The 13475-nt window shown below is 67.1% G+C and carries 15 protein-coding genes and 1 pseudogene; 9 read left to right on the top strand and 7 right to left on the bottom strand.

The window, feature by feature from the left end:
* Positions 1-128 precede the first annotated feature (128 nt).
* On the bottom strand, positions 129-1478 hold the full coding sequence (locus BLQ77_RS07080; RefSeq protein WP_089957227.1) for a trimethylamine monooxygenase: 1350 nt from the start codon (positions 1476-1478) through the stop codon (positions 129-131).
* Between the two features lie 160 nt (positions 1479-1638).
* On the opposite strand from BLQ77_RS07080, the gene BLQ77_RS07075 reads away from it, so the two are divergent.
* Together BLQ77_RS07075 and BLQ77_RS29815 are read left to right on the top strand one after the other, a co-directional pair.
* On the top strand, positions 1639-2361 hold the full coding sequence (locus BLQ77_RS07075; RefSeq protein WP_089957223.1) for a type 1 glutamine amidotransferase: 723 nt from the start codon (positions 1639-1641) through the stop codon (positions 2359-2361).
* A 410-nt stretch (positions 2362-2771) separates the two neighbouring features.
* Positions 2772-3176: pseudogene (locus BLQ77_RS29815) on the top strand (GMC family oxidoreductase N-terminal domain-containing protein); the annotation flags it as partial.
* A 37-nt stretch (positions 3177-3213) separates the two neighbouring features.
* Here BLQ77_RS29815 and BLQ77_RS29260 read toward each other — a convergent pair.
* The gene (locus BLQ77_RS29260) at positions 3214-3540 is read right to left on the bottom strand and encodes a hypothetical protein (protein ID WP_242661657.1); all 327 of its coding nucleotides are present in this window, start codon (positions 3538-3540) and stop codon (positions 3214-3216) included.
* Between BLQ77_RS29260 and BLQ77_RS29255 the strand changes: the two genes are divergently transcribed.
* On the top strand, positions 3539-4051 hold the full coding sequence (locus BLQ77_RS29255) for a GMC oxidoreductase (RefSeq protein WP_242661643.1): 513 nt from the start codon (positions 3539-3541) through the stop codon (positions 4049-4051). The two genes, BLQ77_RS29260 and BLQ77_RS29255, sit on opposite strands and share 2 nt — an antisense overlap.
* Positions 4052-4466: 415 nt before the next feature.
* On the opposite strand, the gene BLQ77_RS07060 is transcribed toward BLQ77_RS29255, so the two are convergent.
* From BLQ77_RS07060 to BLQ77_RS29620, 3 genes are all read right to left on the bottom strand, one after another.
* Positions 4467-5678 (bottom strand): cytochrome P450, encoded by a 1212-nt coding sequence (locus BLQ77_RS07060; RefSeq protein WP_242661642.1) that lies wholly within the window; start codon positions 5676-5678, stop codon positions 4467-4469.
* Positions 5666-6220 carry a type I glutamate--ammonia ligase gene (locus tag BLQ77_RS07055; RefSeq protein ID WP_242661641.1) on the bottom strand — a complete coding sequence of 185 codons (555 nt, stop codon included), beginning with the start codon at positions 6218-6220 and terminating at the stop codon, positions 5666-5668. The genes BLQ77_RS07060 and BLQ77_RS07055 overlap by 13 nt, the downstream gene beginning before the upstream one ends.
* 137 nt (positions 6221-6357) lie before the next feature.
* A complete protein-coding gene (locus BLQ77_RS29620) occupies positions 6358-6483 on the bottom strand; it encodes a hypothetical protein (RefSeq protein WP_008884814.1) in 126 nt (41 codons plus the stop codon).
* A 318-nt stretch (positions 6484-6801) separates the two neighbouring features.
* On the opposite strand from BLQ77_RS29620, the gene BLQ77_RS07050 reads away from it, so the two are divergent.
* Both BLQ77_RS07050 and BLQ77_RS28695 read left to right on the top strand, forming a co-directional pair.
* The gene (locus BLQ77_RS07050) at positions 6802-8157 is read left to right on the top strand and encodes an ammonium transporter (RefSeq protein ID WP_089957221.1); all 1356 of its coding nucleotides are present in this window, start codon (positions 6802-6804) and stop codon (positions 8155-8157) included.
* Positions 8158-8172: 15 nt separating this feature from the next.
* Positions 8173-8337 (top strand): hypothetical protein, encoded by a 165-nt coding sequence (locus BLQ77_RS28695; protein WP_008885732.1) that lies wholly within the window; start codon positions 8173-8175, stop codon positions 8335-8337.
* Positions 8338-8510: 173 nt separating this feature from the next.
* On the opposite strand, the gene BLQ77_RS07045 is transcribed toward BLQ77_RS28695, so the two are convergent.
* On the bottom strand, positions 8511-9215 hold the full coding sequence (locus BLQ77_RS07045; RefSeq protein ID WP_165617045.1) for a Crp/Fnr family transcriptional regulator: 705 nt from the start codon (positions 9213-9215) through the stop codon (positions 8511-8513).
* 368 nt (positions 9216-9583) lie between these two features.
* Here BLQ77_RS07045 and fabI point away from each other — a divergent pair, with 368 nt between their 5' ends.
* The 3 genes from fabI (at position 9584) to BLQ77_RS07030 (ending at position 12392) form a co-directional block, all read left to right on the top strand.
* Entirely contained in the window at positions 9584-10348 is a 765-nt protein-coding gene (gene fabI, locus BLQ77_RS07040) for an enoyl-ACP reductase FabI (RefSeq protein ID WP_089957215.1), read from the top strand.
* A 36-nt stretch (positions 10349-10384) separates the two neighbouring features.
* Positions 10385-11578 carry an acetate/propionate family kinase gene (locus BLQ77_RS07035; RefSeq protein WP_008885293.1) on the top strand — a complete coding sequence of 398 codons (1194 nt, stop codon included), beginning with the start codon at positions 10385-10387 and terminating at the stop codon, positions 11576-11578.
* A 367-nt stretch (positions 11579-11945) separates the two neighbouring features.
* Positions 11946-12392 carry a DUF4177 domain-containing protein gene (locus tag BLQ77_RS07030; RefSeq protein ID WP_089957212.1) on the top strand — a complete coding sequence of 149 codons (447 nt, stop codon included), beginning with the start codon at positions 11946-11948 and terminating at the stop codon, positions 12390-12392.
* Between the two features lie 59 nt (positions 12393-12451).
* Here BLQ77_RS07030 and BLQ77_RS07025 read toward each other — a convergent pair whose 3' ends face one another.
* Positions 12452-12709: a BolA family protein gene (locus BLQ77_RS07025; protein WP_089957209.1), complete on the bottom strand. Its 258-nt coding sequence runs from the start codon at positions 12707-12709 to the stop codon at positions 12452-12454.
* Between the two features lie 74 nt (positions 12710-12783).
* Here BLQ77_RS07025 and BLQ77_RS07020 point away from each other — a divergent pair, with 74 nt between their 5' ends.
* Positions 12784-13410, top strand: coding sequence for a J domain-containing protein (locus tag BLQ77_RS07020; protein WP_008884256.1), 627 nt, complete (start codon positions 12784-12786; stop codon positions 13408-13410).
* Positions 13411-13475: the final 65 nt, after the last annotated feature.

The following is a 13475-nucleotide window of genomic DNA, read 5'->3' as shown; positions in this document are numbered from 1 at the left end:
TCCCTCCTTGCGCGGGTCCTGACCGTGCGCGCGTCACCGGCGGGCGCGGGTCTCCCCTTGGGCAGGCTCGGACCGGGGGAGATCTCCCCCGACCGCGCCGCGCGGCTCTTGCAGGTCAGTCCCATGGCTTACTCGGCCGCTTCCGAGCTCTGCAGGTAGCTCGCGAGGCTGTCATCCATCGCGTGCCGCCACGGCGTGTGATGCGGCGGCGCCATGGTGCCGGTGATGGGCGAGACATAGCCGTTGTCGCGGAAGGACATGATCGCCTTCTTCTTGTGCTTCTTCCACTGGAAAAAGGCCTCGTTGGCGCCGTCGACGTCGAAGGACGGGTAGTCGGTCTCGGCGATCAGCTCCTTCACGTAATCGCCCTGATAGACGATGGCGTCGTGGTCGCTGTCAAAGGCGTCCTCGTCGGCCTGCCGCTTCTGCCAGTCGGCCTCCATGGCTGCGGCATCCGGCAGGGCGATCCTGCCCATGATGACGTCGCGCACCCACCACGCCTGCGCGTCGAACATGTTGAAGGTGAACCACTGGTCCTGCATCCCGAGGTAGAAGAGCCTGGGGTTCTTCGTCCATACCACGCCCTTGTAGAGATCCGTGGTCGCGAGCCGGTTCGCGGTCTTGAGCCGCAGGTCGTCGGGCAGGAACGGGAAGTGGTGCTTGTAACCGGTGCAGAGGATGATGGCGTCGACCACCTTCTCGGTGCCGTCCCTGAAGGTCGCGGTCTTGCCCTCGACCTTCTCGAGCGCCGGGACCTCGCGCCAGTCATCGGGCCAGTCGTAACCCATTGGCGCGGTGCGGTGGGCCACGGTGATCGACTTGGCGCCGTATTTCCAGCATTGCGAGCCGATGTCCTCGGCTGAATACGAGGTGCCGAGGATCAGGATGTCCCTGCCCTCGAACTCGCGCGCATCGCGGAAGTCATGGGCGTGCAGGATACGGCCGTTGAAGCTTTCGAAACCGGGATAGTAGGGCACGTTGGGGAAGGAGAAATGCCCCGAGGCCACGATCACGTGGTCGAAGGTCTCGGAGCTTTCGGTGTCGGTCTCGCCATTGCGGGCTATGACGGTGAAGAGCCCCGTGCCCGCGTCGTAGGTCACGTCGCGCACCACGGTCGAGAAACGGATCCAGTCGCGCACCCCGGCCTTCTTCACCCGCCCCTCGATGTAGTCGAAGAGCACCGCGCGCGGCGGGTAGCTGGCGATGGGTTTGCCGAAATGCTGGTCGAAGCTGTAGTCGGCGAACTCCAGCCCCTCTTTGGGACCGTTGGACCAAAGGTAGCGATACATCGAGCCGTGCACGGGATTTGCGTATTCGTCGACGCCGGTGCGCCAGTCGTAGCGCCAGAGCCCGCCCCAGTCCGGCTGCTTCTCGTAGCACACGGTCTCGGGAATCGCCGCGCCCTGCGCCGCCGCCGACTGGAACGCCCGAAGCTGCGCCAGACCCGACGGCCCCGCCCCGATCACACAAACCCTCATGTCCCTGTTCTCCCTCTGTGCAGGTATTCCCGATGGTTGCAAAGCTTCACTCTGGCGCAACAATATTTCTTGTGGGTTCTGGCGCTGGATGGGAATTTGCAGGGGAAGACAGGTACGGTGCCCACGGATGAGGCAGCGGCCCCGAAACAGGGAGACGGACATGCATTTTCTGGTCCTGCAACACGAGCGGATCGAACATCCGGCGGCCTTCCGCCCGATGATCGAGGGCGCCGGCCACACCTGGTCCGCGGTTCATCTCAACGAAGGCGAGCCGCTGCCCTCGCTCGACGGCGTCGACGCGCTCTGGGTGCTGGGCGGGCCGATGGATGTCTGGGAAGAGGCGGCGCACCCGTGGCTGGTGGCTGAGAAGGCCTTCATCCGCGAGGCGGTGGTGGACCGGAACCTGCCCTATCTCGGGCTCTGCCTCGGCCACCAGCTTCTGGCCTGCGCGCTTGGCGGCGAGGTCGGCAGGGGCACGGCTGAGGTCGGCATCCTGACGGTCGCGCAGGTGGCGGTCTCACCCTTCCTCGAGCGCGTGCCCGACCCGCTGCCGGTGCTGCAATGGCACGGCGCCGAGGTGAAGGCCGTGCCCGAGGGCGCTACGGTGCTCGCCACCTCGCCCGCCTGCGCCGTGCAGGCGATGAGCTGGGGCACGCGCGCCTTCTCGACGCAGTTCCACCTCGAAGTCGAGACCGACACCGTGCGGCTCTGGTCCGCAATCCCGGAATACGCAGCCTCGCTCGAAGACACGCTGGGCAAGGGCGCCGTCGCCCGGCTCGAGGCCGAGGCGCAGGCCACCATGCCCGCCTTCAACGCCGCGGCGCGCCGGATCTTCGACAACTGGTGCCGGGAATGCGGCATCCCGTCGGGGGTGGCGGCATGAGCGCGGAGCTGCCCCCCCCAAGACATCGTCGATGCCGGGCGCGTGCACCTGCAATGCGGCATCACCCTGCCCGACGTCGGGCTCGCCTACGCCACATTCGGGCGGCTCAATTCCGCATGGGACAACATCATCGTCTAAACCACCCGCTACGGCGGCTCGCATGCGGACAACGAATTCCCGATCGGCCCCGGCATGGCGCTCGACGTGGTTCCGGCGGTAGCTCTGGCGCGGCATGGGTTTCGTGACGCTCGAGGGCTACCTCAAGAACACCTGGGACGCGAAGTACTACGGGCTCGACGCCAACGACATGCTGTCGCTGATCCGCATTTGGCAGGCCTGCGACATCTCGGCCAACCCGCTCTCCAACGGCCACCGGGGGGCGGCGCTGGCAGCGATCACCGCGAGATCCATTGTCCTGCCCTGCCGCACGGATCTCCACTTCCCGCCCGAGGACAACGCGCGCGAGGTGGCCGCCATGCCAAACGCCGAGCTGCGCGTCATCGACCCGGTCTGGGGCCATTACGCGGGCGGCGGGCGCAATCAGCCCGACAGCGACACCATCGACGCCGCCCTGCGCGAGCTTCGTCGAGGCGGGCGGCCAGATGGGCGACCCGGTGCGGGAATCGGTCAAGGGCCAGGCCGAAGGCTTCGGCCTCTTCCGCCTGAACGTGAAGGACGGCAAGCGGTGGAGCAGCGCCAAGGCCTATCTCGCCCTCGCCAAGTCCCGCCCCAACCTCGAGATCAGGAGTCGCGTCGAGGTGCTGCGCCTCACCGGCGACGGCCCCCGCATCGACGGGCTGCGGGTGATGACGCCCTCCGGCGAGGAACAGCTCGCCGCCGGCCACGTGGTCCTCAGCGCCGGTGCCATCGGCACGCGGGCATCGCCCCCCCACGCTGCTGCGCCCGTTCGGCATCCGGCTGCGCGCGGACCTGCCCGGCGTGGGCGAGAACCTCGCACGAGACCACCTCGAGGTGAAGGTCAAGCACCGCATGACCGAGCCGCTGTCGCTCTGGGGCCATGCGACGTTTCCGAACGCCCTCAAGGTCGGCGCCGGGTGGCTCATCACCTGCAAGGGCGTCGGCACCCAACACGGGCTCGAGGCCGGCGCGTTCCTGCGCCTCGGCGCGGGCCCTGGCCGGCCGGACACGCAGCTTCATTGCATCAATATGCTGGAACATGCTGGCCTTCGACGGCGCCACCGCCGAAGACCGCGGTCACGGCTTCGCCATCGACGTGACCCAGCCGCAGCCCGAGAGCCGGGGGCGACTGAACATCGGCTCCAACGATCCCCGCGAGGCGCCGCTGATCGACCCGAACTCCCTCGCCGCCGGGACGGACCGCATCGCCCTGCGCGACGGGCTGAGGATGCTGCGCGCGCTCTGCCGCCAGCCCGGCCTCGCGCGCGTCGCGGGCACGGAGCTGCTCCCCGGCCCCGCCGCGGCCAGCGACGCGGATCTCGACCGGTTTGCGCGGCGGACGACGGATTCGATCTACCACCCCCTCGGCACCGCCACGATGGGCCGCGACGCGCTGGCGGTGGTCGACCCCGCGACCATGGGCGGGCACGGCATCTCCGGGCTCTCGGTCGCGGACGCCTCGGTGATGCCGAGGATTGTCGGCGGCAACACCAGTGCCGCCCCGATCCTCATCGGTGCCCTCGGCGCAGGGAAGATCGACGCGGCCCTCTGACACCGGTGGGCACCGGCATAGCCCCCGAGACCCGCCCAGCGCCGCCACGCAACCAGAAAGACCACAAGCACAGCCCCAGGACCCATGGCCACCCAGCGCGTGAGCCCAATTCGCAGACCAGTCCCGCCAAACCCCACCAAATCCGAAAACCATCACCAAACCGCCCCGACGCCGCGCCCCCCGCCATCACATCAGCCGGCGCTCCGCGCCACCACCCACACCAGACCCCACCCAAAGAAGCCGCACCAACCTCAATCAGAACGCCCCGCCAGCAGCGCCCCCCCCTCAAATCAAAACGCACACTTCCAGACGCCCCCAGCGCCGCGTCCGCCCTTCATCTTGCCCCTAAACTCCGAGGAGTGTGAGGGGCTGGCCCCTCACTCCTGCCCCCGTCACCAGGCGCACCGCCCCCGCTTCAGCGCGGCGCGAAGGTGATCGGCAGCGCGATGGGCCCGGTGTTGCCGCTGTCGGCGAGCCATGTCGCCCCCTCGCCCACCACCGGCGAGGTCATGCGGGCCGAGAGCACCCGGTAGGCCACCGCCATGTCGTTGCGCGCCACGAGGTTGCCGAGGCAATGGTGCACGCCGCCGCCGAAGCCATAGTTGCGGGGGCGTTTCCCGGTGATGTCGAAGGGCGCGTCGGCCATCACCGCGGGATCGGTGCCGGCGCTCTCGGAGTAGAGGTGCAGCACTGTACCGCGCGGGATGGTGATGCCACCGTAGTCGAAGTCGCGCGTCGCCTCGCGCGAGACCCAGGTGATGGTCGGTCGCATCCGCATCACCTCGGTCGCCGCCGCCATGTCGAGCGAGGGATCGGCGGCCAGCGCCTCCCACTGCCCGGGGTGGTCGGCGAACATCGACATCCCCAGTCCAAGCTGATTGCGGGTGGTGTCCACGCCGGCGAAGGCCAGCATCAGCGCAAGGTTCCAGAGTTCCTCATGCGACAGCCGGTCGCCCTCGTCGCGGGCCTGCACCATAACCGAGAGGATGTCGTCGCCGGGGTCGGCCTCGCGCGCCTTCAGCACCTCCGAAATGAAACCGCCCAGCTCGACGGTGGCCGCCTCGATCTCGTCCACGAGGTTGGGGAAGTTCACCCCCAGCGCCAGCCCCATGGTGGCCGAGGTGCGCAGGATGAAGGGCGCCTCGCTTTCGGGCAGGCCCAGCAGCAGGCACAGCACCCGCGCCGCGTAGGGGTCGGCGAACTCGGCCATGAAATCGCAGGCGCCGCGGTCGATGAACCCGTCGGCGAGATCGTTGGCGATGCGCTCGAAATCCCCCATCAGCGTCTTCACGATCTTCGGCGAGAAGGCCGGATTCACCAGCCGCCGCAGGCGCCAGTGGTCGTCGCCCTCGGTCACCAGGATCGACTTGTTCCACCAGTCCGCGAAGACCCCGCCGGTCACGCCGTTGAGCGCGGGCCAAGCGTGGCTGCCCTGGATCAGCGCCTCGTGGGTCAGCAGTTCGCCCATCTCCTTGTGGCGCAGCACCGCGAGCCCGTAGGGCGTGCGCGCGTACCAGCTGCGCGCCCGCGCCGCGCGCACCGGCGCGGAGCGGAGCGAGAAGGCGGGGTTGGCCACGTCGAGAAACGGCGCGTCCGCGAAAAGCGTCCCGGTGCTCACGGCAGGCACTCCATGTGGGTCTCCTTGTCCCAGTCGGTGACGGTGGACAGGAAGCGCACCCATTCGTCCGACTTGCACTCATGGTAGAGCCGGAACATCTCGCCCGGAAGCCCGCGCTTCACCACCTCGTCATTCTCCGGATGCACCAGCGCCTCGCCAAGGCTCATCGGCAGCTTCCGGACCTTCTTGCCCTGTGCCATTGCCTCGTAGATGTTGCGCTCTTCCGGTGCCCCCGGGTCGAGGTCGTTGTCGAGCCCGTCGTCCATGGCGGCAAGCAGCGTCGAGCCCATGAAATACGGGTTTACCATCGAGTCGACCGAACGGTCTTCGAACCGCCCCGGCGCCGAGACGCGCAGGCCCGTGGTGCGGTTCTGGAATCCCCGGACCGCGAACACCGGCGCCCAGAACCCGGTATCCCGGAGCCTGCGGTAGCTGTTCACGGTCGAGGCCCCGATGGCGGTCAGCGCCTGCAGGGGATGCACCACGCCACCGATCGCCTTGAGGCCGGTCTTGCCGGGCATCTGCGGGTCGTCGGTGTCGGGGATGCCCACCAGCTCGGCGGCCTCGGGGCCGTAGCCGAGGCAATTGCCCTCGCGGTCGGTGAAGAGGGTGACGGTCGAGCCCTAGACGAGCTGGACGCCCTTCTTCGCCTCGCTCTCCCAATGGTCGGCGGGAATGCCCTAGCCCATCACCTTTCCGGTGACCGAAACGACTTGGCGGTAGAGATATGCGATGCCGAGCCGTCGATCTTCGCGCGCACCGCTTTGATCTTCTCGTCGCGGCCCGGCTCCTCGACGGAGCGTTCGATATCCATGACGTCCATCCCTGCAAATTTTTCTTTGCCCGGGAAAATTCAGCCCGAGCGACTCGGGTCCTGTCCATAGAGAGTCATTACTGAGGGGAAAGATATATTCGCACGGGTGGAATCGCCTGCTCAATCAGCGTGCGCTGTTTTCATTTCGCACGGGTTTAAGGCAGACGCCGCGGGAACTTGCCCTGCATGGGACAAAAACGATTATCGCCCGGCCTCCGCCAACCGGCGCAGTTTGCCGCAACGCAGGCTTAATCAAGCTGAGGCGCAGGGGCATCTCAAGCCCTGAACAATAACATCCGCAATGGGGAACAGAGGACAATGGAACAGGAACTCGCCGCCCTGACGGAACGGCTGGCCGCTCTCGAGAGCGCCTCCGCGATGTCAGGCACGATCAACTCTGAAATCTTTTACTGGTGGTGTACCGCGCTGATGATCGCCATTCACGCAGGCTTCCTGGCCTACGAGATGGGCGCGAGCCGCGTGAAGAACGTGCTGGCCTCGGGGATCAAGAATATCCTCGCCTTCGCCTTCATGGTGCCGACCTTCTACTTCTTCGGCTGGTATATCTACCTGTCGTTCTACAACGGCTTCCTGCCGGCCGAGGACGCCTCGGGCTGGCCGTGGGAAATGTCCATGGGCCCGAACCTCGCGGACAACGCGACGGGCATCTTCTGGGCCGCCTTCACGCTCTTTGCCGCCACCACCGCCTCGATCTTCTCGGGCGCGGTGATCGAGCGCATCCAGACTGCGGGCTTCCTGATCCTCGCCATCCTGCTGGGCTCCGTCGTCTGGATCCTCGGCGGCGCATGGGGCTGGCACCCGACCGGCTGGCTCACCGTCAAGTTCGGCTACCATGACGTGGGCGCCGCCGGCGTCGTGCACATGGTCGCGGGCTTCTTCGCGCTCGGCGTGCTGCTGAACCTCGGCCCCCGGGTCGGCAAGTTCAACGCCGACGGTTCCGCCAACGCGATCCTCGCGCACAACATCCCCTTCACCATCACCGGCCTGATGCTGATCATCGTGGGCTTCTTCGGCTTCCTCGGCGGCTGCATCATCTACATGCCCGGTGAGCAGTGGATCAACATCTACGGCCAGCCGACCACGCTGTCCGCCTTTGCCTTCAACACCCTGATGGGCATGGCCGGCGGCATCATCGGCGCCTGGGTCAAGACCCGCGATCCGTTCTGGATGATGTCCGGCGCGCTGATCGGCATCTTCGCCGCGGCCTCAGGCCTCGACGTCTACTACCCGCCGGTGGCCTTCGTGCTCGGCACCTTCGGCGGCTTCGTGGTCCCGATGGTTGCCGTCTGGCTCGAGAAGATGGGCATCGATGACGCCGTGGGCGCCTTCCCGGTGCACGGCATCGGCGGCCTGATCGGCGTGATCTCCTGCGGCATCTTCGCCGCCGGCTACCCCAACGTGGACGGCATGCCGCCGGTCTCCCTCTGGGGCCAGATCGTGGGTGCCGCGACCATGGCGGTGCTGGGCTTCGTGCCGGGCTATATCGCGTCCTTCATTCTGAAGGTGCTGGGCCTGCTGCGCGTGCCCGACCACATCCAGGAAAAGGGCCTCGACATCGTCAAGGTGCCGGTTGCCGCCTACCCCGAGAACTTCATTCCCGGCCCGGTGAACACCGCCACCCCCGCCGGCGCCTCCGCGGCTGCGGCCGAGTAAGAAAGGACTTTACGGATGAACACCTCTCCGATCGAAACCTGGGAAGGGGCCGAGGCCTACTTCACCTTCGCGGACAAGCCCGCGATCATGATGCTGTTCCTGCTGCTCTCCGTGGCGATCACCTTCGGGACCATCGTCATCGCCGCGCTGCACGAGAAGCACGCCTACAACAATCACTGACGTCCCTTGCTCCGGTGATGAAGGAAGGGGGCGGGCCTTGCGGCTCGCCCCCTTTCACATGGCCCTCCGGTCGTGGCTGCAGCCTGCTGGCCGCAAGCGGTGGGTCGCGTCCCTCGGCAGGCATGCCATCGCCTTCCCCAAGGCAGCGCATGCCGTCCGGCCCCGCCGCCCAGCTACTGCCCGGCCAGCGCGAAACTGCGCAGTGCCTCGGCGTCGCGCAGGCCGATGCAGCCGTAACCGAGCTGCACCCATCCCTCGTTCGCGAAGCGCTTGAGCACCGCGTTCGCCGTATGGCGCGAGACATTGGCCATCTCGCTCAGTTCGGCCTGGGTCACGGTGCAGGGCGTCGGGCCGTCGATCTCCGAGCCGGTGTCGCTCTCGAGCAACCGCAGCAGCACCGAGGCCAGCCGCAGGTCGGCCTTGCGGATCAGCAGGTCCGCAATCGTCCGCGTCATCAGCAGCTGGTTGTACTCCGACAGCGACAGGAACTGCCGCTGTCCGTCCGGCACCCGGCGCATCACCCGGTCGATCGCCGGCAGCGACACGGTCAGGATGCGCGACGGCTCCATCGCCTTGAAGGCAAGGTAGCGCGGTATGTCCGCGGTCATCGGCCCCTGCCCGAACCACGCCCCGGGACGGAAGATGTGGCCGAGGATGACCCCGGCCCCGTCGCTCGACGCATAGACCCCGAAACTGCCCTCGATCACGCAGTAGATGCCGCCCGGACCGTCGCCGATGTGGTGGGTGTATTCCCCCTCTTCGAAGCGCTGCACATGGACTTCCTCGCGCAGGGCCTGCCGGAATTCCGGCGTGCGTGTCGCAAGCCAGCCGCTCTCGGCGATGCGCCAGATCCGCTCGGGTCTCGTTTCGTCCTTCATCTCTTTCCGCCGTGTCACAATTCGTTTGAGAATGTCGGATATTGAACAATTTCGCCCAGAATCTGCACTAGAGGGACACCGGGGCGGATGATCCTTGATCATCGTAACTGGTATCCATGTTTCCCCGTGTCTGCCCCGGGGGCTGCGCGCCGATCCGGAAGGCGTGCAGCCCCATTTACCTCTGCCTGCAACGGGATGGAACCCATCCCTGCCGCTCGCGGCCCTGCCCGATCCTGCACCCCGGGCGATGAAAAGCCGGTCACCCCGCGCGCCGGGCTGATATGCCGCAATGCAGAAACTTCACAGGAATGACCTAGTGACCAAGCTGGAACCGGTGGCACCGGATCACGAATCAGCGGAGGTTTGAGATGTTCTCACTGGAAGGCCGCAAGGCGCTCGTCGTCGGCATCGCGAACGAGCATTCGATCGCCTGGGGCTGCGCCAAGGCGCTGCGGGCGCAGGGGGCCGAGATCGCGGTCACCTATCTCAACGAGAAGGCCGAACCCCATGTCCGCCCGCTCGCCGAGGAGCTCGGCGCCGAGATCGTGCTGCCGCTCGACGTCGGCCGCGAGGGCGCGCTCGAGGCGGTGTTCGACGAGATCGGAAGCCGCTGGGGCCGGCTCGACACGCTGCTGCATTCCATCGCCTTCGCGCCGCGCGACGACCTGCATGGCCGGGTGATCGACTGCTCGGCCGAGGGCTTCAAGATGGCGATGGACGTCTCGGTGCATTCCTTCCTGCGCATGATCCGTCTCGCCGAGCCGCTGATGCACGAGGGCGGCACCTGCCTCACCGTGTCGTTCTTCGGCTCGGTCCGGGTGGTCCGCGACTACAACATGATGGGCCCGGTGAAGGCCGCGCTGGAAAGCGCCGTGCGCTATGCCGCGGCCGAGCTCGGCGACAAGGGCATCTCGGTGCACGCGCTGTCGCCCGGGCCGCTCAAGACCCGCGCTGCCAGCGGCATCAGCCATTTCGACGAGATGCTGAACGCCGCCGCCGGGCGCGCGCCCATGCACGTGCTGGCCTCGATCGAGGACGTGGGCGCCATGGCCGCCTTCCTCGCCTCGGACGAGGCGCGCAACCTCACCGGCGGCGTTCACGACATCGACGGCGGCTATTCCATCACCGCCTGAGCCCGTCGCAAGCGACACCAAAGCAAGAGCCTTCCCATGACCAAGACCCCCGTCGCCCTGACCCTCAATGCCGGATCCTCCTCGCTGAAGTTCGGCCTCTTCGCCATCGAGAGCACGCCTGTCGAAATGGCGGTGGGGCTCATCGAGTCGATCGGCAAGACGCCGCGCCTGAAGGCAAGCTTCGGGCCCGGCATGTCGCCGCTCGCCCGCGACCTGACCCCGGCCGAGGCCGCCGACCACCGCTCGGCGCTGGCGACGGCGCTCTCGGTGCTGCGGGCGCATTTCCCCGACGCCAGGGCCAGCGCCGTCGGGCACCGGGTCGTACACGGCGGCCCGAGCTACGACCGGCCGATGGTGCTCACCCCCGAGGTCATGGCCGAGCTCCAGCGGCTGTCGCCCTTCGCGCCGATCCACCAGCCGCACAATCTCGCGGGGATCGGGGCCGCGATGGAGGCCTTTCCCGACGCGCTGCAGGTGGCCTGTTTCGACACCGCCTTCCACCGCACCCATCCCAAGGTGAACGACGTCTTCGCCCTGCCCCGCGAGTATTACGACAAGGGCGTGCGCCGCTACGGCTTCCACGGGCTCAGCTACGACTACATCGCGGGCGAGCTGAAGCGCATCGCGCCGCTGATCCACGACGGCCGGGTGATCGTCGCCCACCTCGGCAACGGCGCCTCGATGTGCGGCATGATCGGCGGGCGCTCGGTGGCCTCGACCATGGGCTTCACCGCGCTCGACGGGCTGCCCATGGGCACCCGCACCGGACAGATCGACCCGGGCGTGATCTTCTACATGGTCCAGCAGGAGGGAAAGAGCATCGACGAGGTGCGCGAGCTCTTCTACTCGCGCTCGGGGCTGCTCGGGCTCTCCGGGCTCAGCAACGACATGCGCGCACTCGAGGCCGCGGGCACCGTCGAGGCCAACGAGGCCATCGACTATTTCGTCTTCCGCATCCGACGCGAACTGGGCGGTCTGGCGGCGGCGCTCGGCGGGCTTGACGCGCTGGTCTTCTGCGGCGGCATCGGGGAGAACTCGCGCCTGATCCGCGAGCGCGTCTGCGAGGGCATGGGCTGGATCGGGCTCGAGCTCGACCGCGAGCGCAACGGCCGCAATGACACCGTGATCTCGACCGACATGAGCCGTGCCCGCATCATGGCCGTGCCCACCAACGAAGAGCTGGTGATCGCCCGCGCCGCGAAGAAATTTCTCGAATCCGCAAGCACTTGATGCGCGGGCGACACGTTCTGTTTACCGAAGGTAAGGAATCCATGACTCCTTCTGACGTCGGGTAAATGTTACCAAATTATTACCGGGTCCGTGAGACGCTCGGCTCCGCCTCCAGTATTGATCGGAGGTGGATCAGATTGGATTGTACCGCGTAAAGCTGCAAAGCCATTTTGACGTCGGGGGACGGTGCCGTGAGCCGTCCTCCGACACCCCCTTGCCCGCTCCTGGCCACGCTCTCGTTTCCACCTTGTCGCCCCTTGCCTTCAGGCCGCATCCCCCCCATATCGCCAAGCCGTGCCGCATGCCGCGGGGTGACGCAGCCGGGGCGCGCTGATAGGGTGCGCTCGCGCCAGCAAGAAGGTCTCCGATGCAGAACTATGAATACAAGGTCCTCCCCGCCCCCGCGAAGGGCGAGAAGTCGAAGGGCCTCAAGAACGCCGAAACCCGCTTCGCCTACGCAATCGAACGCCTGATGAACGACATGGCGGCGGAGGGCTGGGAATACCAGCGGGCCGAGACCCTGCCGAGCGAGGAACGCAGCGGCCTGACCTCGAGCCAGACCGTCTGGCGCAACCTTCTGGTGTTCCGCCGTCCGCGCGCGTCGGCAGAAGCGGCGCTGGACGACAGCGGCCTCGAGCGCCGTCGCCTGACCTCGGCGGCAGACCTTGCGCGCACGAACGCGCCCGAGGGCGCCAAACCCGAGGCCCCTGAAGAGGCGCCCCGTCCGGAGCCCGTCGCCGAGACGGAAGCAGAGACCGAGACCGAGCGTCCGGAGGACGACGACCGTCAGCCCGAGCGCGCCACCACCAGCTGACGCGCCGCAGAGGTCACGGGAAACGCCCGGCCAACCGAGACCGGCGGCCGGGCGTCGTTTCAGGCGTCGAGATCCAGCGACAGCGCGTGGATAGCGCCGGTCAGATCCGCGCCGAGCGCCTTGTGCACGGCCCGGTGCCGCGCCACGCGGCTGAGCCCCTCCATCGCGGGCGCACGCATCTTGACGTGGAAATGGCTCTCGCCCCCACCGTCGTGACCCGCGTGCCCCGCATGGTGATCGCTGTCGTTTCGCACTTGCAATTCCGATGGCGAGAAAGCCTCGCGCAACCGTGTCTCGATTTCCGCCGACCGTGACAAATTTCGCCTCCTGACCTCTTCCAGTTACCTGAGGATTGTCTAAACTCCCTCGTCCGAGTCGAAAAGGTGAGACCATGAGCAGACCTGATCCCTTCGGTTTCGACATGTCCGTCAAATCGTCGAAGAAGAAGAATCCACGCGGCAGACGCGGCATGACGGGCGAACAGGAGACCTCCACCCGCGTGTGCGAGCACGAAGGCTGCAACGAGCCCGGCAAGTTCCGCGCCCCCAAGGCACCGGACGTGCTGGATGAATTCCTGTGGTTCTGCAAGGAACACGTGCGCGAATACAATGCGAAATGGAGCTTCTTCGACGGCAAGACCGAAGCCGAGATGAACGCCCAGCAGAGCGCCGACAAGGTGTGGGAGCGCAAGACCAAGGATTACCGTGACCCCGAGGCCCGTGCATGGGCGCGTCTCGGCATCGAGGATCCGCATCAGGTGCTTGGCGACAACGCCACCCGCAACCCCGGGCGCAGCGCCCCGGGCGGCGGGCGCAAGCTGCCCCCGACCGAGAAGCGCGCGCTCGAGATCCTCGACATGGAGCGGGCCGAGACCAAGGCCGACGTGCGCAAGGCCTACAAGGCGCTGATCAAGGTGCTGCACCCGGACATGAACGGCGGCGACCGCAGCCAGGAAGAGCAGCTGCAAGAGGTGGTCTGGGCCTGGGACCAGATCAAGGACAGCCGGAACTTCAAATAGAACTTACATGCGGTGCGCCCCGTCGTGCGCCGCATTCCGCCCCGCCGGGCCCTGAGGGGCCGCGG

It is taken from the genome of Salipiger thiooxidans, assembly GCF_900102075.1.
Classification (GTDB): domain Bacteria; phylum Pseudomonadota; class Alphaproteobacteria; order Rhodobacterales; family Rhodobacteraceae; genus Salipiger; species Salipiger thiooxidans.
Note: the sequence above shows the minus strand (reverse complement) of the source record. Positions and strands in the feature narration are given on the sequence as shown.

Coding starts and splice junctions, on each gene's coding strand:
- BLQ77_RS07080 (WP_089957227.1), bottom strand. CDS start 1,478: ATGAGGGTTTGTGTGATCGGGGCGGGGCCGTCGGGTCTGGCGCAGCTT.
- BLQ77_RS07075 (WP_089957223.1), top strand. CDS start 1,639: ATGCATTTTCTGGTCCTGCAACACGAGCGGATCGAACATCCGGCGGCC.
- BLQ77_RS29255 (WP_242661643.1), top strand. CDS start 3,539: ATGCTGGCCTTCGACGGCGCCACCGCCGAAGACCGCGGTCACGGCTTC.
- BLQ77_RS29260 (WP_242661657.1), bottom strand. CDS start 3,540: ATGTTCCAGCATATTGATGCAATGAAGCTGCGTGTCCGGCCGGCCAGG.
- BLQ77_RS29620 (WP_008884814.1), bottom strand. CDS start 6,483: ATGGATATCGAACGCTCCGTCGAGGAGCCGGGCCGCGACGAGAAGATC.
- BLQ77_RS07050 (WP_089957221.1), top strand. CDS start 6,802: ATGGAACAGGAACTCGCCGCCCTGACGGAACGGCTGGCCGCTCTCGAG.
- BLQ77_RS28695 (WP_008885732.1), top strand. CDS start 8,173: ATGAACACCTCTCCGATCGAAACCTGGGAAGGGGCCGAGGCCTACTTC.
- BLQ77_RS07045 (WP_165617045.1), bottom strand. CDS start 9,215: ATGAAGGACGAAACGAGACCCGAGCGGATCTGGCGCATCGCCGAGAGC.
- fabI (WP_089957215.1), top strand. CDS start 9,584: ATGTTCTCACTGGAAGGCCGCAAGGCGCTCGTCGTCGGCATCGCGAAC.
- BLQ77_RS07035 (WP_008885293.1), top strand. CDS start 10,385: ATGACCAAGACCCCCGTCGCCCTGACCCTCAATGCCGGATCCTCCTCG.
- BLQ77_RS07030 (WP_089957212.1), top strand. CDS start 11,946: ATGCAGAACTATGAATACAAGGTCCTCCCCGCCCCCGCGAAGGGCGAG.
- BLQ77_RS07020 (WP_008884256.1), top strand. CDS start 12,784: ATGAGCAGACCTGATCCCTTCGGTTTCGACATGTCCGTCAAATCGTCG.